Annotated in this window: 20 protein-coding genes and 1 pseudogene; 7 read left to right on the plus strand and 14 right to left on the minus strand. The window is 69.0% G+C overall.

What is annotated here, in order from left to right:
• Nucleotides 1–85 precede the first annotated feature (85 nt).
• Entirely contained in the window at nt 86–403 is a 318-nt protein-coding gene (locus LT965_RS15990) for an FUN14 domain-containing protein (RefSeq protein WP_232701856.1), read from the plus strand.
• 14 nt (nt 404–417) lie between these two features.
• On the opposite strand, the gene LT965_RS15995 is transcribed toward LT965_RS15990, so the two are convergent.
• The 5 genes from LT965_RS15995 to LT965_RS16015 all read right to left on the minus strand — a co-directional run bounded on the left by LT965_RS15995 (nt 418) and on the right by LT965_RS16015 (nt 3905).
• On the minus strand, nt 418–1143 hold the full coding sequence (locus LT965_RS15995) for a ribosome assembly factor SBDS (RefSeq protein WP_232701857.1): 726 nt from the start codon (nt 1141–1143) through the stop codon (nt 418–420).
• Between the two features lie 77 nt (nt 1144–1220).
• Complete coding sequence (psmA, locus tag LT965_RS16000) at nt 1221–2006, minus strand: archaeal proteasome endopeptidase complex subunit alpha (RefSeq protein WP_232701858.1); 786 nt, start codon at nt 2004–2006, stop codon at nt 1221–1223.
• Nucleotides 2007–2009: 3 nt separating this feature from the next.
• Nucleotides 2010–2489 (minus strand): Rpp14/Pop5 family protein, encoded by a 480-nt coding sequence (locus LT965_RS16005; protein ID WP_232701859.1) that lies wholly within the window; start codon nt 2487–2489, stop codon nt 2010–2012.
• Nucleotides 2490–2563: 74 nt separating this feature from the next.
• The gene (locus LT965_RS16010; RefSeq protein WP_232701860.1) at nt 2564–3217 is read right to left on the minus strand and encodes a class I SAM-dependent methyltransferase; all 654 of its coding nucleotides are present in this window, start codon (nt 3215–3217) and stop codon (nt 2564–2566) included.
• A complete protein-coding gene (locus LT965_RS16015; RefSeq protein WP_232701861.1) occupies nt 3201–3905 on the minus strand; it encodes an RNase P subunit p30 family protein in 705 nt (234 codons plus the stop codon). The genes LT965_RS16010 and LT965_RS16015 overlap by 17 nt, the downstream gene beginning before the upstream one ends.
• Before the next feature lie 114 nt (nt 3906–4019).
• Between LT965_RS16015 and LT965_RS16020 the strand changes: the two genes are divergently transcribed.
• On the plus strand, nt 4020–4205 hold the full coding sequence (locus LT965_RS16020; RefSeq protein ID WP_232701862.1) for a DUF7501 family protein: 186 nt from the start codon (nt 4020–4022) through the stop codon (nt 4203–4205).
• Between the two features lie 16 nt (nt 4206–4221).
• On the opposite strand, the gene LT965_RS16025 is transcribed toward LT965_RS16020, so the two are convergent.
• The 5 genes from LT965_RS16025 to LT965_RS16045 are packed head-to-tail and all read right to left on the minus strand — an operon-like array spanning nt 4222 to nt 7941.
• Complete coding sequence (locus LT965_RS16025; RefSeq protein WP_232701863.1) at nt 4222–4641, minus strand: RNA-binding protein; 420 nt, start codon at nt 4639–4641, stop codon at nt 4222–4224.
• Nucleotides 4642–4700: 59 nt separating this feature from the next.
• Nucleotides 4701–4919, minus strand: coding sequence for a DUF1918 domain-containing protein (locus LT965_RS16030; protein WP_232701864.1), 219 nt, complete (start codon nt 4917–4919; stop codon nt 4701–4703).
• Between the two features lie 48 nt (nt 4920–4967).
• On the minus strand, nt 4968–7070 hold the full coding sequence (locus tag LT965_RS16035) for a type B DNA-directed DNA polymerase (protein WP_232701865.1): 2103 nt from the start codon (nt 7068–7070) through the stop codon (nt 4968–4970).
• Complete coding sequence (locus LT965_RS16040) at nt 7070–7312, minus strand: DUF8156 family protein (RefSeq protein ID WP_232701866.1); 243 nt, start codon at nt 7310–7312, stop codon at nt 7070–7072. The genes LT965_RS16035 and LT965_RS16040 overlap by 1 nt, the downstream gene beginning before the upstream one ends.
• Nucleotides 7312–7941 (minus strand): hypothetical protein, encoded by a 630-nt coding sequence (locus LT965_RS16045; RefSeq protein ID WP_232701867.1) that lies wholly within the window; start codon nt 7939–7941, stop codon nt 7312–7314. Before LT965_RS16045 ends, LT965_RS16040 begins: the two co-directional genes overlap by 1 nt.
• 116 nt (nt 7942–8057) lie before the next feature.
• On the opposite strand from LT965_RS16045, the gene LT965_RS16050 reads away from it, so the two are divergent.
• Nucleotides 8058–8516, plus strand: a complete 459-nt coding sequence (locus LT965_RS16050) for an RDD family protein (RefSeq protein ID WP_232701868.1) — start codon at nt 8058–8060, stop codon at nt 8514–8516.
• Between the two features lie 3 nt (nt 8517–8519).
• Here LT965_RS16050 and LT965_RS16055 read toward each other — a convergent pair whose 3' ends face one another.
• The 3 genes from LT965_RS16055 to pyrB form a co-directional block, all read right to left on the minus strand.
• Nucleotides 8520–9347 carry a hypothetical protein gene (locus tag LT965_RS16055; protein ID WP_232701869.1) on the minus strand — a complete coding sequence of 276 codons (828 nt, stop codon included), beginning with the start codon at nt 9345–9347 and terminating at the stop codon, nt 8520–8522.
• A gap of 221 nt (nt 9348–9568) precedes the next feature.
• Nucleotides 9569–10027 (minus strand): aspartate carbamoyltransferase regulatory subunit, encoded by a 459-nt coding sequence (pyrI, locus tag LT965_RS16060; RefSeq protein ID WP_232701870.1) that lies wholly within the window; start codon nt 10025–10027, stop codon nt 9569–9571.
• Nucleotides 10024–10926 carry an aspartate carbamoyltransferase gene (pyrB, locus tag LT965_RS16065; RefSeq protein WP_232701871.1) on the minus strand — a complete coding sequence of 301 codons (903 nt, stop codon included), beginning with the start codon at nt 10924–10926 and terminating at the stop codon, nt 10024–10026. The genes pyrI and pyrB overlap by 4 nt, the downstream gene beginning before the upstream one ends.
• 73 nt (nt 10927–10999) lie before the next feature.
• Between pyrB and LT965_RS16740 the strand changes: the two are divergent.
• Nucleotides 11000–11104, plus strand: a pseudogene (locus LT965_RS16740) (nucleotide-binding protein); the annotation flags it as partial.
• 557 nt (nt 11105–11661) lie between these two features.
• Nucleotides 11662–12288 (plus strand): RAD55 family ATPase, encoded by a 627-nt coding sequence (locus LT965_RS16075; RefSeq protein ID WP_232701872.1) that lies wholly within the window; start codon nt 11662–11664, stop codon nt 12286–12288.
• Between the two features lie 106 nt (nt 12289–12394).
• Here the strand turns inward: LT965_RS16075 and LT965_RS16080 are convergent, their stop codons facing one another.
• Entirely contained in the window at nt 12395–13318 is a 924-nt protein-coding gene (locus LT965_RS16080) for an FKBP-type peptidyl-prolyl cis-trans isomerase (protein WP_232701873.1), read from the minus strand.
• A 212-nt stretch (nt 13319–13530) separates the two neighbouring features.
• On the opposite strand from LT965_RS16080, the gene cyaB reads away from it, so the two are divergent.
• Nucleotides 13531–14142 carry a class IV adenylate cyclase gene (cyaB, locus tag LT965_RS16085; protein WP_232701874.1) on the plus strand — a complete coding sequence of 204 codons (612 nt, stop codon included), beginning with the start codon at nt 13531–13533 and terminating at the stop codon, nt 14140–14142.
• Nucleotides 14143–14208: 66 nt separating this feature from the next.
• The gene (locus LT965_RS16090; RefSeq protein WP_232701875.1) at nt 14209–15429 is read left to right on the plus strand and encodes a methionine adenosyltransferase; all 1221 of its coding nucleotides are present in this window, start codon (nt 14209–14211) and stop codon (nt 15427–15429) included.
• Nucleotides 15430–15595: the final 166 nt, after the last annotated feature.

The following is a 15595-nucleotide window of genomic DNA, read 5'->3' on the forward strand; positions in this document are numbered from 1 at the left end:
GATACTTAACTCCGGGGCGAGGAACGTGTCGGAAACCGTTCGACTGAGCACAAGAGGTTTACCAGTTGGTTGCACACTACCCCCTATGCCAGACGTAGATCTCACCACGCTCGGCATCGAGTTCGGCGGTGGTGCGGGCATCGGTGCGATAATCGGGTTCGCCGCGAAGAAGATCGCGAAGCTCATCGCGGTCATCGTCGGCCTCCAGCTCGCCCTCTTCAAGTTCCTCGAGTCGCGGGGCATCCTCCAGGTCGACTGGAACCGCCTCACCGCGGGGATGGTGAAGGCGACGGAGATGGGGTCCAGCGGTGCGCCGCCGTCGTGGATGAACACCATCCTCTCGACGCTGTCGGTCAGCGCAGGGTTCACGGGTGGCTTCCTGCTGGGCTTCCGGCGCGGATAACTGGCCGCGAGCGGTTATCGCGTGTCCAGTTCGTCTTTCTCCTTGACGATCTGCGTCTCGCCCTCCCCCTCCGAGACCTCGTTGACGAGTCCGTAGAAGTCGTTCTGCATCCCCGCGGGGAACGTCAGTACGCCGACCCACGAGCCGTCGGCCTGCCACTCCTCGCGCTCGAGTTCCGCGAACTCGCGGACGCGGGCCTGGCCACTCCCGGCGTAGTCGGCGGGCAACTGGACGGCCACGGTCACCTCCTCGAACCGGATGGGGATCACCGGCCGGAGCGCTTCCAGGGCCTCGTCTACCTGCTGTTCGGCGGGCGTCATCGGGTCGACGGTGAACCCGGCCTCCTCCAGCGCGCTCTCGATGCGCTCCGGCGGGTGAGGCGCGTCGTCCATCTGCGGGTTGATGGCGTTGCGCGTGATGGTGTTTACGAGCTTGCGGCGCTTCTGCTCCTGCATCTCCTCGCGCTGCTCGGCGGTGATCTGGATCTCCCCGCGCTCGATGACCTCCGGGATGATCTCCAACGGGTCCGTCGTCCCGAACACCTCCTCCAGGTCCTCCTCGGCGGGTCGGTCCCCCCGGGAGGCGTTCTCGAAGACGTCGCGCGCGGCGATGACGTCCTCGAGTTCTCCCTCGAACTCGCCGCGTTTCATCTCCAGGGCGGCGTCCGGGTCCACGAGTACTTCGAATCGTTCCCCGTGCGTCTCGAGCCGAGCCGTCACGGCCTCGTCGAGTGAAATCATACGCGTCGTTTCGTCGGGTCACTAAAAAGACCTTCTCCCGTGAGCCGTGGTAACGTGGACCAATCGCGGTGTCCGTTCTACGTCTCGGACTCTTCGTCGCCGTCCGCCTCCTGCTCGTCGTCGGCCTCGCCGTCCTCGGGTAGCAGTTCGTGTTCGCCCAGGTACTCCTGGATCTCGTCGTCTGACAGTTCGATGAACGCGGCGGTCTCCGCGTCGATGGTGGCGACGCCGACGTCCTTCGGGGAGAGGGAGTCCCGGATCTCGCCGAGCGCGCGCAGCGCCAGTTCGACGCCCTCGTCGAGGGTGAGGGTGGGTTCGTACTCGTCCTCGAGGTAGCTCTGGACGTCCGAGCGGTTCTCGCCGATGGCGATGGCCTTCCACTCGTAGGGCGTCCCCGAGGGGTCCGTCTCGTAGAGGTGCGGTTCGCCGTCCGAGATTCCGCCGATGAGGAGCGCGACGCCGAACGGACGCGCGCCACCGACCTGCGTGTACTGCTGGATGTGGTCGGTGATGTCCTTCGTGAGCGTCTCCACCGCGATGGGTTCGTCGTAGCGGACGCGGTTGACCTGGGCGTCACGCCGTGCGAAGTCGATGAGCTGGCGGGCGTCGGCGACGTGACCCGCGCTCGCGATGCCGATGTGTTCGTCCGCCTTGTGGATCTTCTCGACGGACGCCTCCTCCATCAGGTTCGAGCTGATGCGCTTGTCCACGAGGAGGACGACGCCGCCCTCGGTGCGGACGCCGATGCTCGGCGTGCCGCGCTTGACGGCCTCCCGAGCGTACTCGACCTGGTAGAGTCGGCCGTCCGGGGAGAAGATGGTGATACCGCGGTCGTACGCCTGTTGCTGGTTCTGGCCTTGCATAGTTCACCTGCAGTCGAATGTCGTCGCGCCGACGAACGACCCGTCGCCCTCCACGTCGACGCGCTCGCCGCGGACGACAGCGCGCCTGGAGTCGCCGTCGAACGCGACTGTCTCGTCCGATGAGGATTCTGCTCCGTCTCGTAAATACTTTTCCGCGGCCGCCCTGATCGTGCCCGAGACGCCCCGGACGGCGACTCCGATCGGGTCGTCCCGGACCGAGTCCACGCACGCGACGGCGGCGCGCGCTCGCTCGACCTCCCCGCGTCGAACCCGGAGGAGCGCCTCGCCGGTCCCCGAGTCGAACGAGAATCGGACGACACGGAGGTCGGCGTCCGCGCTCCCCACGTCACCCACGAGGTTCTGGGCGGCGAACCAGACGCTGCGCTGGAAGTCCGCGCGGGAGACGTCGGCGTCCGGCCACGCCTCGAGTCCGACGGCGAGGTACCGCCAGCGCGGCCGGAGGTGTTTCGGGAGGTGCTTCACGCCACTACGTTCGCCCGGCTCCCATTTGTCAGTTTGTGTTGGGCGACGGACCGGACGCCGGTCGCGACGCGCGCCTACACCCGTTCGGCGACCAGCACGCCGACCTGCTCGTGGACCATCTCGACGGCCGTCAGCGCGTAACCCGCGTCCGTGAACGCGTCCGCGAGCAGGCCAACCGTCGCCGGGTCGTCGACCTCCGGACTGAAGAACGGGTCCTCGGGGTCCGGCGCTCCGAAGAACATCACGTCACCGAGCACGATCTTCCGGGGACCGAGGGCGGCGATGGTGGCGATGGCGTCGCGCTTCTCTGCGTCGCTGAGGTGGTGCATCGCGAAGTTCGAGGTGACGATGTCGACGCGAGCATCGCGAGCGTCTGCTTGGAGCGGCTCCGCCGACCCAGCGTCGACCCCCTCCGGGAAGTTCGGGTCGCGGAACCGTCCCTCGCCGAACTCGACGTTCTCCAGGCCGCGCTCGGCGGCCTTCTGGCGGGCCTGGGCCAGCATCCCCTCGCTGATGTCGCGACCGACGACGCGCCCGGCGTCTTCGGCGAGGCCCAGTGCGATGGCGCCCGTCCCACACCCGAGGTCGAGGACGGTGTCGTCGCTGTCGGGCGCGGCGTGTTCGATGACGAGCGCGACGCACTTGTTGTACTCGGCAGTCTCGTTCTCGTCGTACTCCGCGGCGACGTCGTCGAAGCGAGCGGCGTGCTCCTCAAGCGTCTTCTTCATGGTCGGCGACTTCGACGCCCGGCGCAATGAACTCCTCGGACAACAGCTCTCGGTTGCGCTCGGCGAGGACGCCCCACTCCGCGAGGCCCGCCCGGACCTGCTCGCGGTCGAACCCGATCTCCTTGCCGACGGCGAGCAGTTCCCGGGGGGCGCGCAGTTCGAGGTGGGAGGTCGGGTCTGCGCTCACGACGAACGGTGCGTCGTAGTAGAACACGAGTTCGCGGAGCTTCCGGAGGTCCCGCAGCGCCTGCACGCGCTCGCCACCGTTCGCGCGGAGCACGCCCGAGAGGTCGAACTCGATGCGGACGCCGTTCTCCTTCGCGGCCTTGACGACGACGTGGTTGACGTCGCCCCCGCCGCGCATCGGCCCCGCCAGCACGTCGACCTTCGGGGACTCCGCGACGAACCGGTTCACTGGCGGCGTGCCGCCGCGCACGACCAACACGGTCGTCTGCTCGCGGAGGCTGGCGATGGAGCCGCTGGCGTGCGAGCGGTCCTCGGCGTCGATCTCCACGCCGTCGACGACGTCCACGCCGTACTCCTCGCGGACGGCGTCGAGGTCGGCGTCGGGGCGGGCGTCGCTCCGACTCCGCACCACGACGCCGTCGAAGCCGTCGCTGGCGGCGGTCAGCGCGAACCGCGCGACGGTGCTCTCGCCGTCTGGGTGGGCGTGGACGGCCTCGTACACGCACTCCCGTTGGACGCCCCCTCGTAAAAACGGGTGCGGTCCGGGCGCCGGTTAGGGGCGGCCAAACGTGTTAGGCAGGCACCAACTATCTCGATCGTACCCGTACTCGACAGTATGACAGAGAGTACCGAGAACGCGACCTGGGACGACCCCGAGGCGTGCCCGTTCTGTGGCGAACGGCTCCGGAACGGCGGCGCGGGGTTCGTCGAACACGCGGACGCGAACGCCGACTGCAGGACGCGCTTCGACGAGTGGCGGGCGAACGTCGCGGGCGACGTAAACCCCGAGTGGTCCGGGTAGCAGGACAGTCGCGTCGTCAGGCCAGCGCGTCGCGGGCGTTCTCCACGGCGGCCTCCTTGTTCGCGGGGTAGGCCTCGACTTTCGCGCGCAGGGAGATGCCGTTGCCGAGGCGCGCGTCCCCGAGGAACGCCTCCTGCTTGTCGAGGTGGACGAACAGCGAGCAGTTGTCGTCGACGCGCTGGTCGAGTTCCGCGCGGATGCGGTCGATGTCCGCGCCGTCGCGCAACTGGCCGAGGACGTGGCGCATCTCGTCGGCGCGCTCGACGCGTGCGGAGAGCACCACGATACGGTCGCCGTGGTGGCCCTCGGACTCGGCGCGTTCGAGTTCGACGTCCTCGGGGAGGAAGTGCCGGAGGGCGTCGGCGACGCGGTTCTCGTCCTCCGTGTCGTAGCAGAACGCCCGGAGGTCGACGTAGTGGAACGGAACCTCGCTCATTGGCCCTGGCTACTCACCGGACGCCTAAAAGGGACGCTACTGCGGGTCGCTGTACGGCGCTACTCCTCGCTGTCTTCTTCCGCGTCCTCGACGTCCTCGCCGTCGGCGGCTTCGAGGTTGTCCGAGGGGACGCCGGCCTCCTGGCCGTCCTCGAAGCTGACGGTGTAGTTCGGCTCGCCGAACATCGTGTCGACGACCTGCGTGACCGTGCCGGTCTGGCCGTCGTACTCGCTGTGCTTGTCGTGCAGGACGACTTCGTCGTCTTCCTCGAAGCTCATACCACTGGCTTCCGTCGGCCCGCTCAAAAACACCCCGATTCCGCGCCCTCAGAACGACGACAGCGTGACGTCGCGCGTCCCCCGTAACTCGCGCTCCACACGCGAGCGGTCCCAACCGAACGGCGAGAGTACGGTCGCTGCGGCGCGCACGAGGCGGTCGGCGTAGTGGTCGGCGTCGTAGTCCGCGCAGTCCTCGAACGGGAGACGGACGCGTCGCCGGCCGTCCGCGTCGTCGGCCACGACCACGTACTCGACGCTCTGTCCCGGGTGGCGCTCGATGCCGTGTGCCTCGTACCGGCGGAGCGCCCCGACCGTGCGCGTCTCCCGGTCGTACTCGCCCGCTGGCTTCGACGCGCGCCGCGTCACCACGAGGTCCGCGGGAGCCACGTCGCCCGCGCGGAGCGTCGCGAGGTCCCGGGAGAGCGCGTCCACCACGACGCCCGGGTCGCCGCGGTCGAGGACGCGCAGCCACTCGCGCTGGCAGTCCGCGACGAACGGCGGCGTCGAGCGGCGCCGCGCCTCCACGCCCCGGAGTTTGTAGTCGTCTGCCCCAGCGACCTTCCCGAAGTACGACGTGAGCGCGCCACCGCCGCCGTCGCGTCGCGGTACGAAACAGACCCAGTCGTAGTGGCCGTCGCGTTCGAGGCGGACGCGCAGGTCGTCGGTAACGCGCTCGCAGACGGCGTCCAGTGGCTCCGGGTCGTCGCCTGGCGTCACCCAGACGCTGTCGACGATGGCGTGGACGACGTGCCAGCCGGCGGCCTCCAGGGCCTCCTTCGCCGAGAAGAGGATGTCTCGCGCGTAGGCGTTGATGGCCTCGTGGCACTCGATGCGACCGAACTTGCTGTTCCGGTAGCCCTGGTAGCCGAAACACGACACCAGCACCCACTTGATGGCCGCCGACTCGGCCTCCAGGCGCTCGTCGTCGTCGCCGCCGCCCTCTGCCGCCAGTTCGCGCTTGATCTCGGCGCGGTCGTCGAGCAGCGGGCCGAGCACGTCCGCGAGGAAGCCACGCTCCGGACAGAGGTTGTAGTCGAGTTCCGGCACCACCGTCCGGTCGGGGTGGCACTCACAGAGCACGGTGTCGGGGCTGACGTTGTACTCGCGGATGATGGTCGGGTACAGCGACGCGAAGTCCACCGCGTACACGTCCTCGTGGCGGCCGACCTCCGGCGCGAGCGTCGTGCCGCCGCGGTCCGCCGCGTGGAGCGTGCGCGCGTCGGTGAACTGCTCGGGTTCCCACTTGTTCCACGGCACCAGCACGCCGCGGTCGAGGGCCTCCCGGGTCTGCATCGCGGTGAGGACGTTCCCGATGCTCGCCCACCCGGCCTCCTCGATGGGCTTCCACGAGCGCTCGACGAGGTAGCGCAGGCCAGCGAGGCCGGACTGTCCCCAGAGGAAGCTGTTGGACTCGTCCAGGACGGCCCGCCCCGGCACCGTGTACCGGGCGGGCGAGTGGCCGGTGCGCCCGTAGCTCTCGTACGTGTTCGCGCCCGAGAGCTGGGTGACGCCGCCCGCCTCGCGGCCCCACTGCAGCGACACCCCGACCTTGCTCGCGCGGTCGGCGACGAGGTCGAGGAGACCACCGTGGCTCACCACCAGCACGTCGGGGTTCTCGCGCTCGATGCGGGTCGCCAGCGTGCGCAGGACGGCTGGTTCGTCGCCCGCGACGCGCTCGCCGTCGATCCGGAGTTCGGTGAGGTCGCCGTCGGCGAGCGCGCGGGCTGTCGTCCGCACCGCGAGCGTGCGCAACTCGCGGGCGGGCGTCGGGTCCGTCCCCGTCTCCACGCAGTACCGGAATCCGGGCGAGAGGTCGACGTTGTACAGCCGGAACGTGCCGGGGGCGCGGCCGCGCTCATGGCGCTCGCGCACCTCCCGGGCGAGCGTCCGGACCTCCCGGACGCGGTCGACGTCCACCGCCAGCACCTCCGTCCGGTCGTCGGCGTGCAGGTCGAGGAAACGCTCGACCCAGCGGAGTTCGGCGACCTTCGGGTCGTCTGCGAGCGCGTCCGCGAGCGACCCGAGCACGCCGTCGGTGGCGTGGACGAACACGGTCGGCCGGTAGTCGGTGTCGCGTTCGGCGCGCGCCCCGTCCGCGGTGAGGTGCCACGCCGTCACGCCGTCCTCGTCCACGTCGAAGGCGTACGCCATCAGTCGAGGCGCTCGCGGAGCTCCCGGAGCGCCGCCTCCTGGGCGACCAGCATCGAGAGGATGGCGGCGCGCTCCGGGTCGACGGCGTTCAGGTGGCCGGCGGCGTGGGCGTGGTTCCGGGCGCGCTCGAACACGCGGTCGAAGTCCTGCTTGCGCTCGCGGCGGAGCGCCCGCCGGAACGACTGGCAGCGCTGCTCGTAGGCGTCGAGGTGGTCGCGGTACGTCGCGTTCGTGCGCCCCATCAGGCCACCACCTCCGGTTCCGGGGCCGCGACGCGCTCGGCCACCCGGCCCGCGATGTCGACCCAGTACGGGATGGTGGTCTGCCAGCCTCGTCGCGTCCAGTACGCCGTCGTCTCGACGTCCTCGCCCTCGAAGCGCGGCCCGAACTGCGTCTCCTCCACCGAGAGTTCGGCGTCCGCGTAGTCGGCGACCCGGTCGTCGTCCGTGGCGGTCACGAGCACCGGCACGTCCCGCGCGTCGGCGAGCGCCGAGAGCGTGGACAGCGACGCCGTCCGTAGTCGCTCGGCCTCGCAGGCGAGCAGGTCGTCGTCCCGGTAGCAGTCGTCTACCGCGGGCGCGACGACGAGACTGGTCGGCCGCCGGGCGTCGGCCACCAGCTGGCGGACGAGCGCGTGGTGCTGGTGGGCGGTGAACGCGCGCGCCACCTGCACCTGGTCGAGGACGCGGTGGGAGCGCGCGGCGTCGGCGAGCGCGTACGTCGAGGCGTGGTTCCGGGCGTCCACCCAGCGAGCGGGGCCGTCGCGGCGGTCCAGTGCGGCGACGACGAGCGCCGCGATTCCGCCGCGGTCGCCGCCCCGGAGCAGTGTCACGCCCGAGTCGAGCGTCGGCAGTGGGTCTGCGCGTGGCATACTCGAATCGAGTGTCGACACGGCGGATAACGCACCGCCAGCCCCGTAGTGAAAGTGAAAGTAGACGGCGCTATCCGGATGCAAACGTGTATGTGACGGCGCTCCGTGCGGCGCGTATGACCGGTTCGGGCGACCTCGACCACTGCGGTGTGGGCATCCGCGGCGTGGCGGTGGCCATCGACTCGTTCGTCTGGTTCGTGCTCCTGTTCGTCGCCGTGTTTCCGGTCGCCGCCGTCACCGGCGACGTCTCGACGTCCGGCGGGACGACGAACGCAGACCTGAGCGGGACGCCCGCCGTCGTCGCACTGGCGCTGTGGCTCGCACTCGGCGTCGGTTACCACGCGCTGCTGGAGTGGCGGTACGGCAGGACGGTCGGGAAGTACCTCGTGAAGATCCGTGCGACGAGCGCGGACGGGTCGTCGCTCTCGCTCCGGGAGGCGGTGGTGCGCAACGCACTGCGCCTCGTCGACTGGCTCCCGCTGTGCTACGCTGTCGGCATCGCTGCCGTCCTCACGTCGGGCCGTGCGCAGCGACTCGGCGACCGCGTCGCCGACACTGTCGTCGTCCGAGACTGACCCTCACTCCGATCCGAACGTCTTCCCCTCGCGCTCCTCGGCGCCCATCCGCCGGAGCGCCGCCCGCGAGTTGCTCGCCTCGTAGCCGAAGAACACGTCCTTCGCGTACTCGTCGGCCACCTCCGCGGCGTGGACGAGGTTCTCCACGTCGACGTTGACCGCGTACAGTTCGATGCTGAGCGGCGCGTCGAGGGCGTCCTGGAACCCCGAGGCGATGGTCTCCAGCCAGTACGTCGTCCCGTAGTGGGTGTCGTACAGCGGGACGACGAACTCGTCGACGTACGCCGAGAGCGCGTCCAGGTCGAGGCCCGCGCGCTCGTAGAGGTGACCCGGGTACGGGTCGGGGTAGAGCGTGAGGTACGTCCGGCCGGGAATGCGGTCGGCGGCCTCGGCGACGAACTCCGTGATGACGCTCGCGCGCCAGTCGTACCAGTCGTCGACGTCGCTCTCCGAGAACGCAGTCTCACACCGCTCGCAGTGGCAGTACTCGGCGCGTGGGAAGCCGACGTCGTCGAGGCGCACGTCCTCGTTGAGTTCCGCGCACGTCTCGATCACGGTGAGCACGCCGGTCCGGTAGTCCTCGGCGAGCGGGCAGATGTACGCCCAGTCGAAGTACGGCTGCTCGCGGGTGGCCCGGTTGCCCTCGTCGTCGACGGGGACGAGGTCGGGTTCGGTGCCCGCGGTGGCGTTGTCCCCGAAGCAGGAGACCATGTTGACCGCGTTCTCCACGGGGTCGGTGTGCCGGCCGGTGACGTCCTTGACCTCGTAGAACGCGCGGTCGAACTCCGGCCAGTCGAGTTCCTCGGCGTTTCGGGTGACGACGCCGTACATGAGACAGGGTTGACTGCGCGACCGCGTAAGTCGTTCGGAAAGAGAACCGCGAGAGACGTGTCCGTCAGTCGATGCGGTCGACGCCGTCGTCGACAGGTTCGGCGTCGCCGCCGAGGAAGAGCTTCCAGACCAGCGCGATCACGACGAGGGCGAGCGCGAACTTCAGCAGTTTTCCTGCCATAGCTGCTAGTATCGTGCGAGCAACTAAACGCTTTGTGGGCTCAGTTCTGCAGGTAGTCGGTGACGTCCTCGCGGACGATCTCGCCGCAGTACTCACAGCGGAGCCCGTCGTCGAGCACGGCGAACGCCGCCTGGACGGGTTCGCCGGCGTTCGTGATGCAGTCGCGGTTCGGACAGCGCAGGACGTCGGTGACCCGGTCGGGGCGTTCGACCTGGCGCTTCTCGACCACGTCGTAGTCCCGGATGATGTTGATGGTGGCCTCCGGTGCGATGAGCGACAGCACCTCCAGTTCGGAGTCGCTGAGCTCCCGGCCCTCGACTTTCACCACGTCCTTGCGCCCCATCCGGTCGGAGGGGACGTTCATGCCGAGGCTGACGGTCGCGTCGTCGTGGCCGTCGATGCCCAGCAGTGAGAGCACGTGGAGGGCCGCGCCGGCGGTGACGTGGTCGACGACGGTGCCGCTCTGGATCTTCGAGACGCGGAGTTTTGTGTCTGTCATAGCAGGAGGTCGAGGAGGGCCATTCGGACCGGGACGCCGTTGTGTGCCTGTTCGAAGTACGTCGCGTTCGGGCTGTCGTCGACCTCGGCAGCAATCTCGTCGACGCGCGGGAGGGGGTGCATCACCGCCAGGTCGTCCTTCGCCGCCTCCAGCGTCTCGGCGGTGATGCGGTACTCGCCGGCGACCGCCTCGTACTCGTCCTCGTCCGGGAACCGCTCGCGCTGGATGCGCGTCACGTAGAGCACGTCGAGGTTCGGCAACACGTCCTCGAGTTCCTCGTGTTCGCGGACCTGCGCGCCGGCCTCGTGGAGGTCGTAGCGGACACTCCGCGGGAGGCGGAGGCTCTCGGGGCTGACGAAGTGCTGGCGGACGTCGAAGTTCGTGAGCGCGTGCGCCAGCGAGTGGACCGTCCGGCCGTACTTCAGGTCGCCCATGATGCCGATCGAGAGGTCCTCGAGGCCCGCCTGCTCGCGGATGGTGTAGAGGTCCAGCAGCGTCTGGCTCGGGTGGTGACCGGCGCCGTCGCCGGCGTTCACGACCGGCACGTCGACGTAGTCGCTGGCGAGTTTCGCGGCGCCCTGCTTCGGGTGGCGCAGGACGAGGGCGTCGGCGTACCCCTCGACGACCCGGACGGTGTCCGCGAGCGACTCGCCCTTCTTCACCGACGACGACTCGACGGAGCCCATGTCGACGACGTCGCCGCCGAGGCGCTTGGCGGCCGCCTCGAAACTCATCTTCGTGCGCGTGCTCGGTTCGAAGAAGCAGAGCGCGAGCAACTTCCCCGCGTGCAGGTCGCTCGCACCCTCGAGGTCCGCGTCGAACTCCGCAGCCCTGTCGAGCACCGTCTCGACGTCGGCCCGGGAGAGCTGTTTGGCGGTGAGGAGGTGGTCGTGACGCATCGGTGGAGAGCGCGACGCCCAGGAGCGTAAAACTCTCGGAGTGGTCTCGGAGTGGCCCGGAGGTTCAAGTGCGATGACGGGACCACTGCGCGTCGTGTTGGCAGTCGCTGGCGGTAAAGGTGGCAGCGGCAAGACGACCACCGCACTCGGTGTGGCGTCCGCGCTCGCCCAGCGGCGGCGCCGGCCGCTGGTCGTGGACTGCGACCTCGACGCGACGAACCTCCACCTCCGCGCGGGCGTCCCGCGGGACCCGGGAATCGACGCCGGAACCGACCCCGCCGCGGTCGCCCACGAGTCCGCGGTCGTCCCGGGAGTGGACGTCCTCCCCGCAGGGAGCGCCGACGGCGACGTGCTCGACGAGGTGCTCCCGCGACTCCCCGACGACCGACCTGTCGTTCTCGACTGTCCGGCGGGCGCGAGCGAGGCCGCGGCGCGACCGCTCCGCGCTGCGAGCGGCTGTCTGGTCGTCGCCACTCGCGGCCGCGAGAGCGTCGAGGACGCGGTCAAGACGCGGCGATGGCACGGGCAGTCGGCACGCCGGTTCGCGGTGTCGCGGTTTCTCGCGAACGGTCGGTCCCCAGGGGGCTCGCTCGCGCCCTCGACGCACAGCGGGTCGTCCCCGTCCCGACTGCAGGAGAGCCTCTCGGGAGCCCGGAGACGGACGCAGCGCACGCGAAACTGGCGGTCTGCGCGGAGCCAAATAGTTAACTTGCAGCGGTTCGTTGCGGACAACGAATGGCCAGGCGGCTCTCGACGGGCATCGACGTGCTCGACCGAGAACTGGGTGGCGGGGTGCCGGCAGGGACGGTGGTCGCGTACGAGGCGCCTCCCGCGAGCCAGGGGGAGCTACTGCTGTACGAGCTCACCCGGCCGCGACCGACGCTGTACCTCACCACCGACCGCACCGAGCAGGCCGTCCGCGACGCCTTCGAGGCGACGAACGCGCCGACGGGCGACCCCCAGTTCGGCTACATCCCGGGCGCGGACTCCCTAGAGAACGCTCGCCGCGCGTTCCGCAGCGTCCCCGAGGAGTCCACCGTCGTCATCGACCCTGCGGACGCGCTGGAACGCGCCGACCGGGGCCGCTACGAGAACTTCCTCAACGAACTCGGCAACCACATGCGGAACGTCGGCGGCGTCGCCGTCCTCCACTGCCTCGACACCGACCACGAGGGGCCGCTGCGCGGCACCACCGAGCACATGGTGGACGTGGTGTTCCAGTTGCAGGTCGAGGAGAACAGCGGCGAGGTCGAGACGACGCTCACCGTGCCGAAGTTCCGCGGCGGGAGCGCGCTCGACGCACCGATAAAGCTGAACCTCCGCGAGCGCGTGCAGGTCGACACGAGTCGCGACATCGCGTAGCGAGCCGTCCTCCGCGTCGTCGGTCGCAACGTGGCGTCGCCACTCCCAGGTCGAACGGAGAAACCGCGTCCCAGACGGCGGTCCGTCCGGCGCGGGAGAAGGGAGTTTACTCCTCGTCGTCTTCGGCTTCGAGTTCTTCGACGATCTCGTCGGCGTCGACGTCGGCGTCCTCGAGGGCGTCCTCGATCTCACCGAGGTCCTCGCCGCCGCCCATACCGCCCATGCCACCCATCATGCCGGGCATGCCCGCGGGCTGGCCGTCGATGATCTCCTGGACGATGACTCGGTCGAGGTCGAGCATCTCGATGAACTCGTTGAGGATCTGCTGCTTGCCCATCATCCACTGCTGGTTGAACTGGAGCTGCGGGGACTGCTCGATGTACAGCGTCTCCTTCTCGACGGTCTCCGTCTCCGACTCCTCGTCCTCGTCGTCGCCTTCGACTTCCTCCTCAACCTCGTCGGTCTCGATGTGCATGTCGAGGTCGACGTCGAAGTACATCTGCATCAGGCCCTTCGCCTTCTCGACGCGGTCCTCGGTCTCGCCGACGATCTCGTAGTCGTACTCGACGTCCTCACCGGCGAGCGGGTGATTGAAGTCGACGCGGGCGCGGCCGCCGATGACGGCCTCGACGTGGCCCTGCTGGCCGTCGATGTCGACGTGTGCACCGGGGTAGCGCTCGTCCTCGGGGATCTTCTGGGCGCTGACGGTGCGGACCTGGTCGTCGTCGTACTCGCCGAATGCCTGCTCGACGACGACGGTGCCCGAGTCACCGACCTCCTTGCCGACGATGTCGTCCTCGACGGCGTCGAAGATGTGACCCTCGCCGATCACAATGGTGCGCGGGGAGAAGTCGCGCTCCTCGGTGTCGACGCCCTCCTCCTCGGCGGTCTCCTCGTCGGTCGTGTCCACGAGATCCTCGCTGTCGACCGTGAAGGCGGTGTAGGAGAGTTCGACGAAGTCGCCCTCCTGGAAGCCGCCCTGTTCAGCGTCGGATTCATCGGCCATGTCGGCCTCGGATTCGTCGCTCATACCCGTACGGACTCCCGTTCCACCCTTAAGAATCACGTTTCGTGCCTGTCAGCGTCGGTCGGTACGAAACGTCGGCGGCGGCGTCGCGTTACCGACCACGGAGAGACGTCGAACGGGCCGATACGTGTCTCTAACGCCGCCGGACGTCGACTGGAGCCTGTCGAGCACTCGCAAGCGCCGGCCTTTTCTCGGGCGGCCGCGTGCGGTCGGCCATGTACGAAGTGGAGGTGAAGGTGCCCGCCGACCTCGCTGGGGTGCGCGAGCGACTCGCGGACGCCGGGGCGGAGCGCGTCGCGACCGTCGCCCAGGCGGACACGTACTTCGACGCACCGCACCGGTCGTTCGCGGAGACGGACGAAGCGCTCCGCGTACGGCGAGTGGCGACGGCGGTGCCGGGGTTCGAGCGCGACCGGCCGCTGCCGGCGCTCGTCGACGACGTCCTCGACGGCGAGTACGGCGAGCGTGGGGAGTCCCGCGTGACCTACAAGGGGCCGCTCGTCGAGACCGAGTCGAAGACCCGCGAGGAGTTCGAGACGGTCGTCGACGACGGCGACACGATGCGCGAACTGCTCGGGCGACTCGGCTTCGAACCGGCAGCGACCGTCCGGAAACTCCGCGAGAAGCACATTCTGGGCGAGTTCGCCGTCCTCCTGGACGCGGTCGAGAACGTCGGCGAGTACGTCGAGGTGGAGACCGAAGTCCCCGACGAGGACGCCGTCGAAGCGGCCCGGGAGGCCGCCTACGAACTCCTCGAGTCGCTCGGCCTCGACCCCGACGAGCAGGTCCGCACGTCGTACCTCGGCCTGCAGCTCGAAGATGCGTAGCGCGCATATTGTCGACGCTCTCTCTTTTCGCAAGTTATAGAAGCCGAGCCCGGGTAGAGTGGCGCAATGACCGAGCGGAACATCCAGGTGCAGTCGCTCGACCGTGGAGCGGTCGAGGACGAAACCGTCGAGATCGTCGAACGAAAGGGGCTCGGCCACCCGGACTCCATCTGTGACGGCATCGCCGAGCACGTCTGCGAGGCCCTGGCTCGCGCCTACCTCGACCGCGTCGGCGAAGTCCTCCACTTCAACACGGACGAGACCCAGCTCGTCGCCGGCCGTGCCGCGCCCGCCTTCGGTGGCGGCGAAGTCATCGAACCCATCTACATCCTCGTCGTCGGCCGCGCCACCAGCCACTACGTGGACGAGGACGGCACCGAGTACCACATCCCCGTCGACAGCATCGCGCTGGAGGCCGCCCGCGACTACCTCGGCGAGCACCTCCCGAACCTCGACCTCGAGACCGACGTCATCGTCGACGTGAAACTCGGCGAGGGCTCCGGGGACCTCCAGGAGGTCTTCGTCGAGGACGGCCCCGACGTCCCGATGGCCAACGACACCTCCTTCGGCGTCGGCCACGCACCCCTGACGGAGACCGAACGCGTCGTCTACGAGACCGAGCGTTCGCTCAACGGCGCCTACGGCGAGGACACCCCCGCGGTCGGCGAGGACGTCAAGGTGATGGGGAAACGCGAGGACGACCACATCGACATCACCGTCGCCGCCGCGCTCGTCGACACCTACGTCCCGAACATGGAGGCCTACGAGGCCGAGATCGAGGCCATTCGCCAGCACGTCGAGGAACTCGCGAGCGAGTACACCGACCGCGACGTCACCGTCCACGTCAACACCGCCGACGACTACGACGCCGGCTCGATCTACCTCACCACCACCGGCACGAGCGCCGAACAGGGCGACGACGGCTCCGTCGGCCGCGGCAACCGTGCGAACGGCCTCATCACGCCCAACCGCTCGATGAGCATGGAAGCGACCTCCGGGAAGAACCCGGTCAACCACATCGGGAAGATCTACAACCTGCTCTCCACCAAGATTGCCGAGAGCGTCGTCGCCGAGGTGGCGGGCATCCGCGACCTCCGGGTCCGGCTGCTCTCCCAGATCGGCCGCCCCATCGACCAGCCACACGTCGCCGACGTCCACGTCGTCACGGAAGACGGCGTCACCATCCCCGACGTCGAACCCGAGGTCGAGGCCATCGTCGACGACGAACTCGCCAGCGTCACCGACATCACACAGCGCGTCATCGACGGCGAATTGGATACCTTCTGAAGCGCACTTTTTGCGCTGCGGGAGGTCGCTACGCGACCCCCGCTCGGCAAAAACTTGCGGAAAAAGCACTCCTCGCTCCAGCGCGCCTTCGGCGCTTAGTCGCTCGTCGGCCTCCGCTCCTTACAGTCGCGGAGAGAACCGCTTCGCTCTCGTGAACGCTCGCTCG

Source organism: Halobacterium wangiae (genome assembly GCF_021249345.1).
GTDB classification, from domain to species: Archaea; Halobacteriota; Halobacteria; order Halobacteriales; family Halobacteriaceae; genus Halobacterium; species Halobacterium wangiae.

Bases quoted from the DNA above. Each gene is read 5' to 3' on its own strand.
- LT965_RS15990 (WP_232701856.1), top strand. From the start codon at position 86: ATGCCAGACGTAGATCTCACCACGCTCGGCATCGAGTTCGGCGGTGGT.
- LT965_RS15995 (WP_232701857.1), bottom strand. From the start codon at position 1,143: ATGATTTCACTCGACGAGGCCGTGACGGCTCGGCTCGAGACGCACGGG.
- psmA (WP_232701858.1), bottom strand. From the start codon at position 2,006: ATGCAAGGCCAGAACCAGCAACAGGCGTACGACCGCGGTATCACCATC.
- LT965_RS16010 (WP_232701860.1), bottom strand. From the start codon at position 3,217: ATGAAGAAGACGCTTGAGGAGCACGCCGCTCGCTTCGACGACGTCGCC.
- LT965_RS16020 (WP_232701862.1), top strand. From the start codon at position 4,020: ATGACAGAGAGTACCGAGAACGCGACCTGGGACGACCCCGAGGCGTGC.
- LT965_RS16025 (WP_232701863.1), bottom strand. From the start codon at position 4,641: ATGAGCGAGGTTCCGTTCCACTACGTCGACCTCCGGGCGTTCTGCTAC.
- LT965_RS16030 (WP_232701864.1), bottom strand. From the start codon at position 4,919: ATGAGCTTCGAGGAAGACGACGAAGTCGTCCTGCACGACAAGCACAGC.
- LT965_RS16035 (WP_232701865.1), bottom strand. From the start codon at position 7,070: ATGGCGTACGCCTTCGACGTGGACGAGGACGGCGTGACGGCGTGGCAC.
- LT965_RS16040 (WP_232701866.1), bottom strand. From the start codon at position 7,312: ATGGGGCGCACGAACGCGACGTACCGCGACCACCTCGACGCCTACGAG.
- LT965_RS16045 (WP_232701867.1), bottom strand. From the start codon at position 7,941: ATGCCACGCGCAGACCCACTGCCGACGCTCGACTCGGGCGTGACACTG.
- LT965_RS16050 (WP_232701868.1), top strand. From the start codon at position 8,058: ATGACCGGTTCGGGCGACCTCGACCACTGCGGTGTGGGCATCCGCGGC.
- LT965_RS16055 (WP_232701869.1), bottom strand. From the start codon at position 9,347: ATGTACGGCGTCGTCACCCGAAACGCCGAGGAACTCGACTGGCCGGAG.
- pyrI (WP_232701870.1), bottom strand. From the start codon at position 10,027: ATGACAGACACAAAACTCCGCGTCTCGAAGATCCAGAGCGGCACCGTC.
- pyrB (WP_232701871.1), bottom strand. From the start codon at position 10,926: ATGCGTCACGACCACCTCCTCACCGCCAAACAGCTCTCCCGGGCCGAC.
- LT965_RS16075 (WP_232701872.1), top strand. From the start codon at position 11,662: ATGGCCAGGCGGCTCTCGACGGGCATCGACGTGCTCGACCGAGAACTG.
- LT965_RS16080 (WP_232701873.1), bottom strand. From the start codon at position 13,318: ATGAGCGACGAATCCGAGGCCGACATGGCCGATGAATCCGACGCTGAA.
- cyaB (WP_232701874.1), top strand. From the start codon at position 13,531: ATGTACGAAGTGGAGGTGAAGGTGCCCGCCGACCTCGCTGGGGTGCGC.
- LT965_RS16090 (WP_232701875.1), top strand. From the start codon at position 14,209: ATGACCGAGCGGAACATCCAGGTGCAGTCGCTCGACCGTGGAGCGGTC.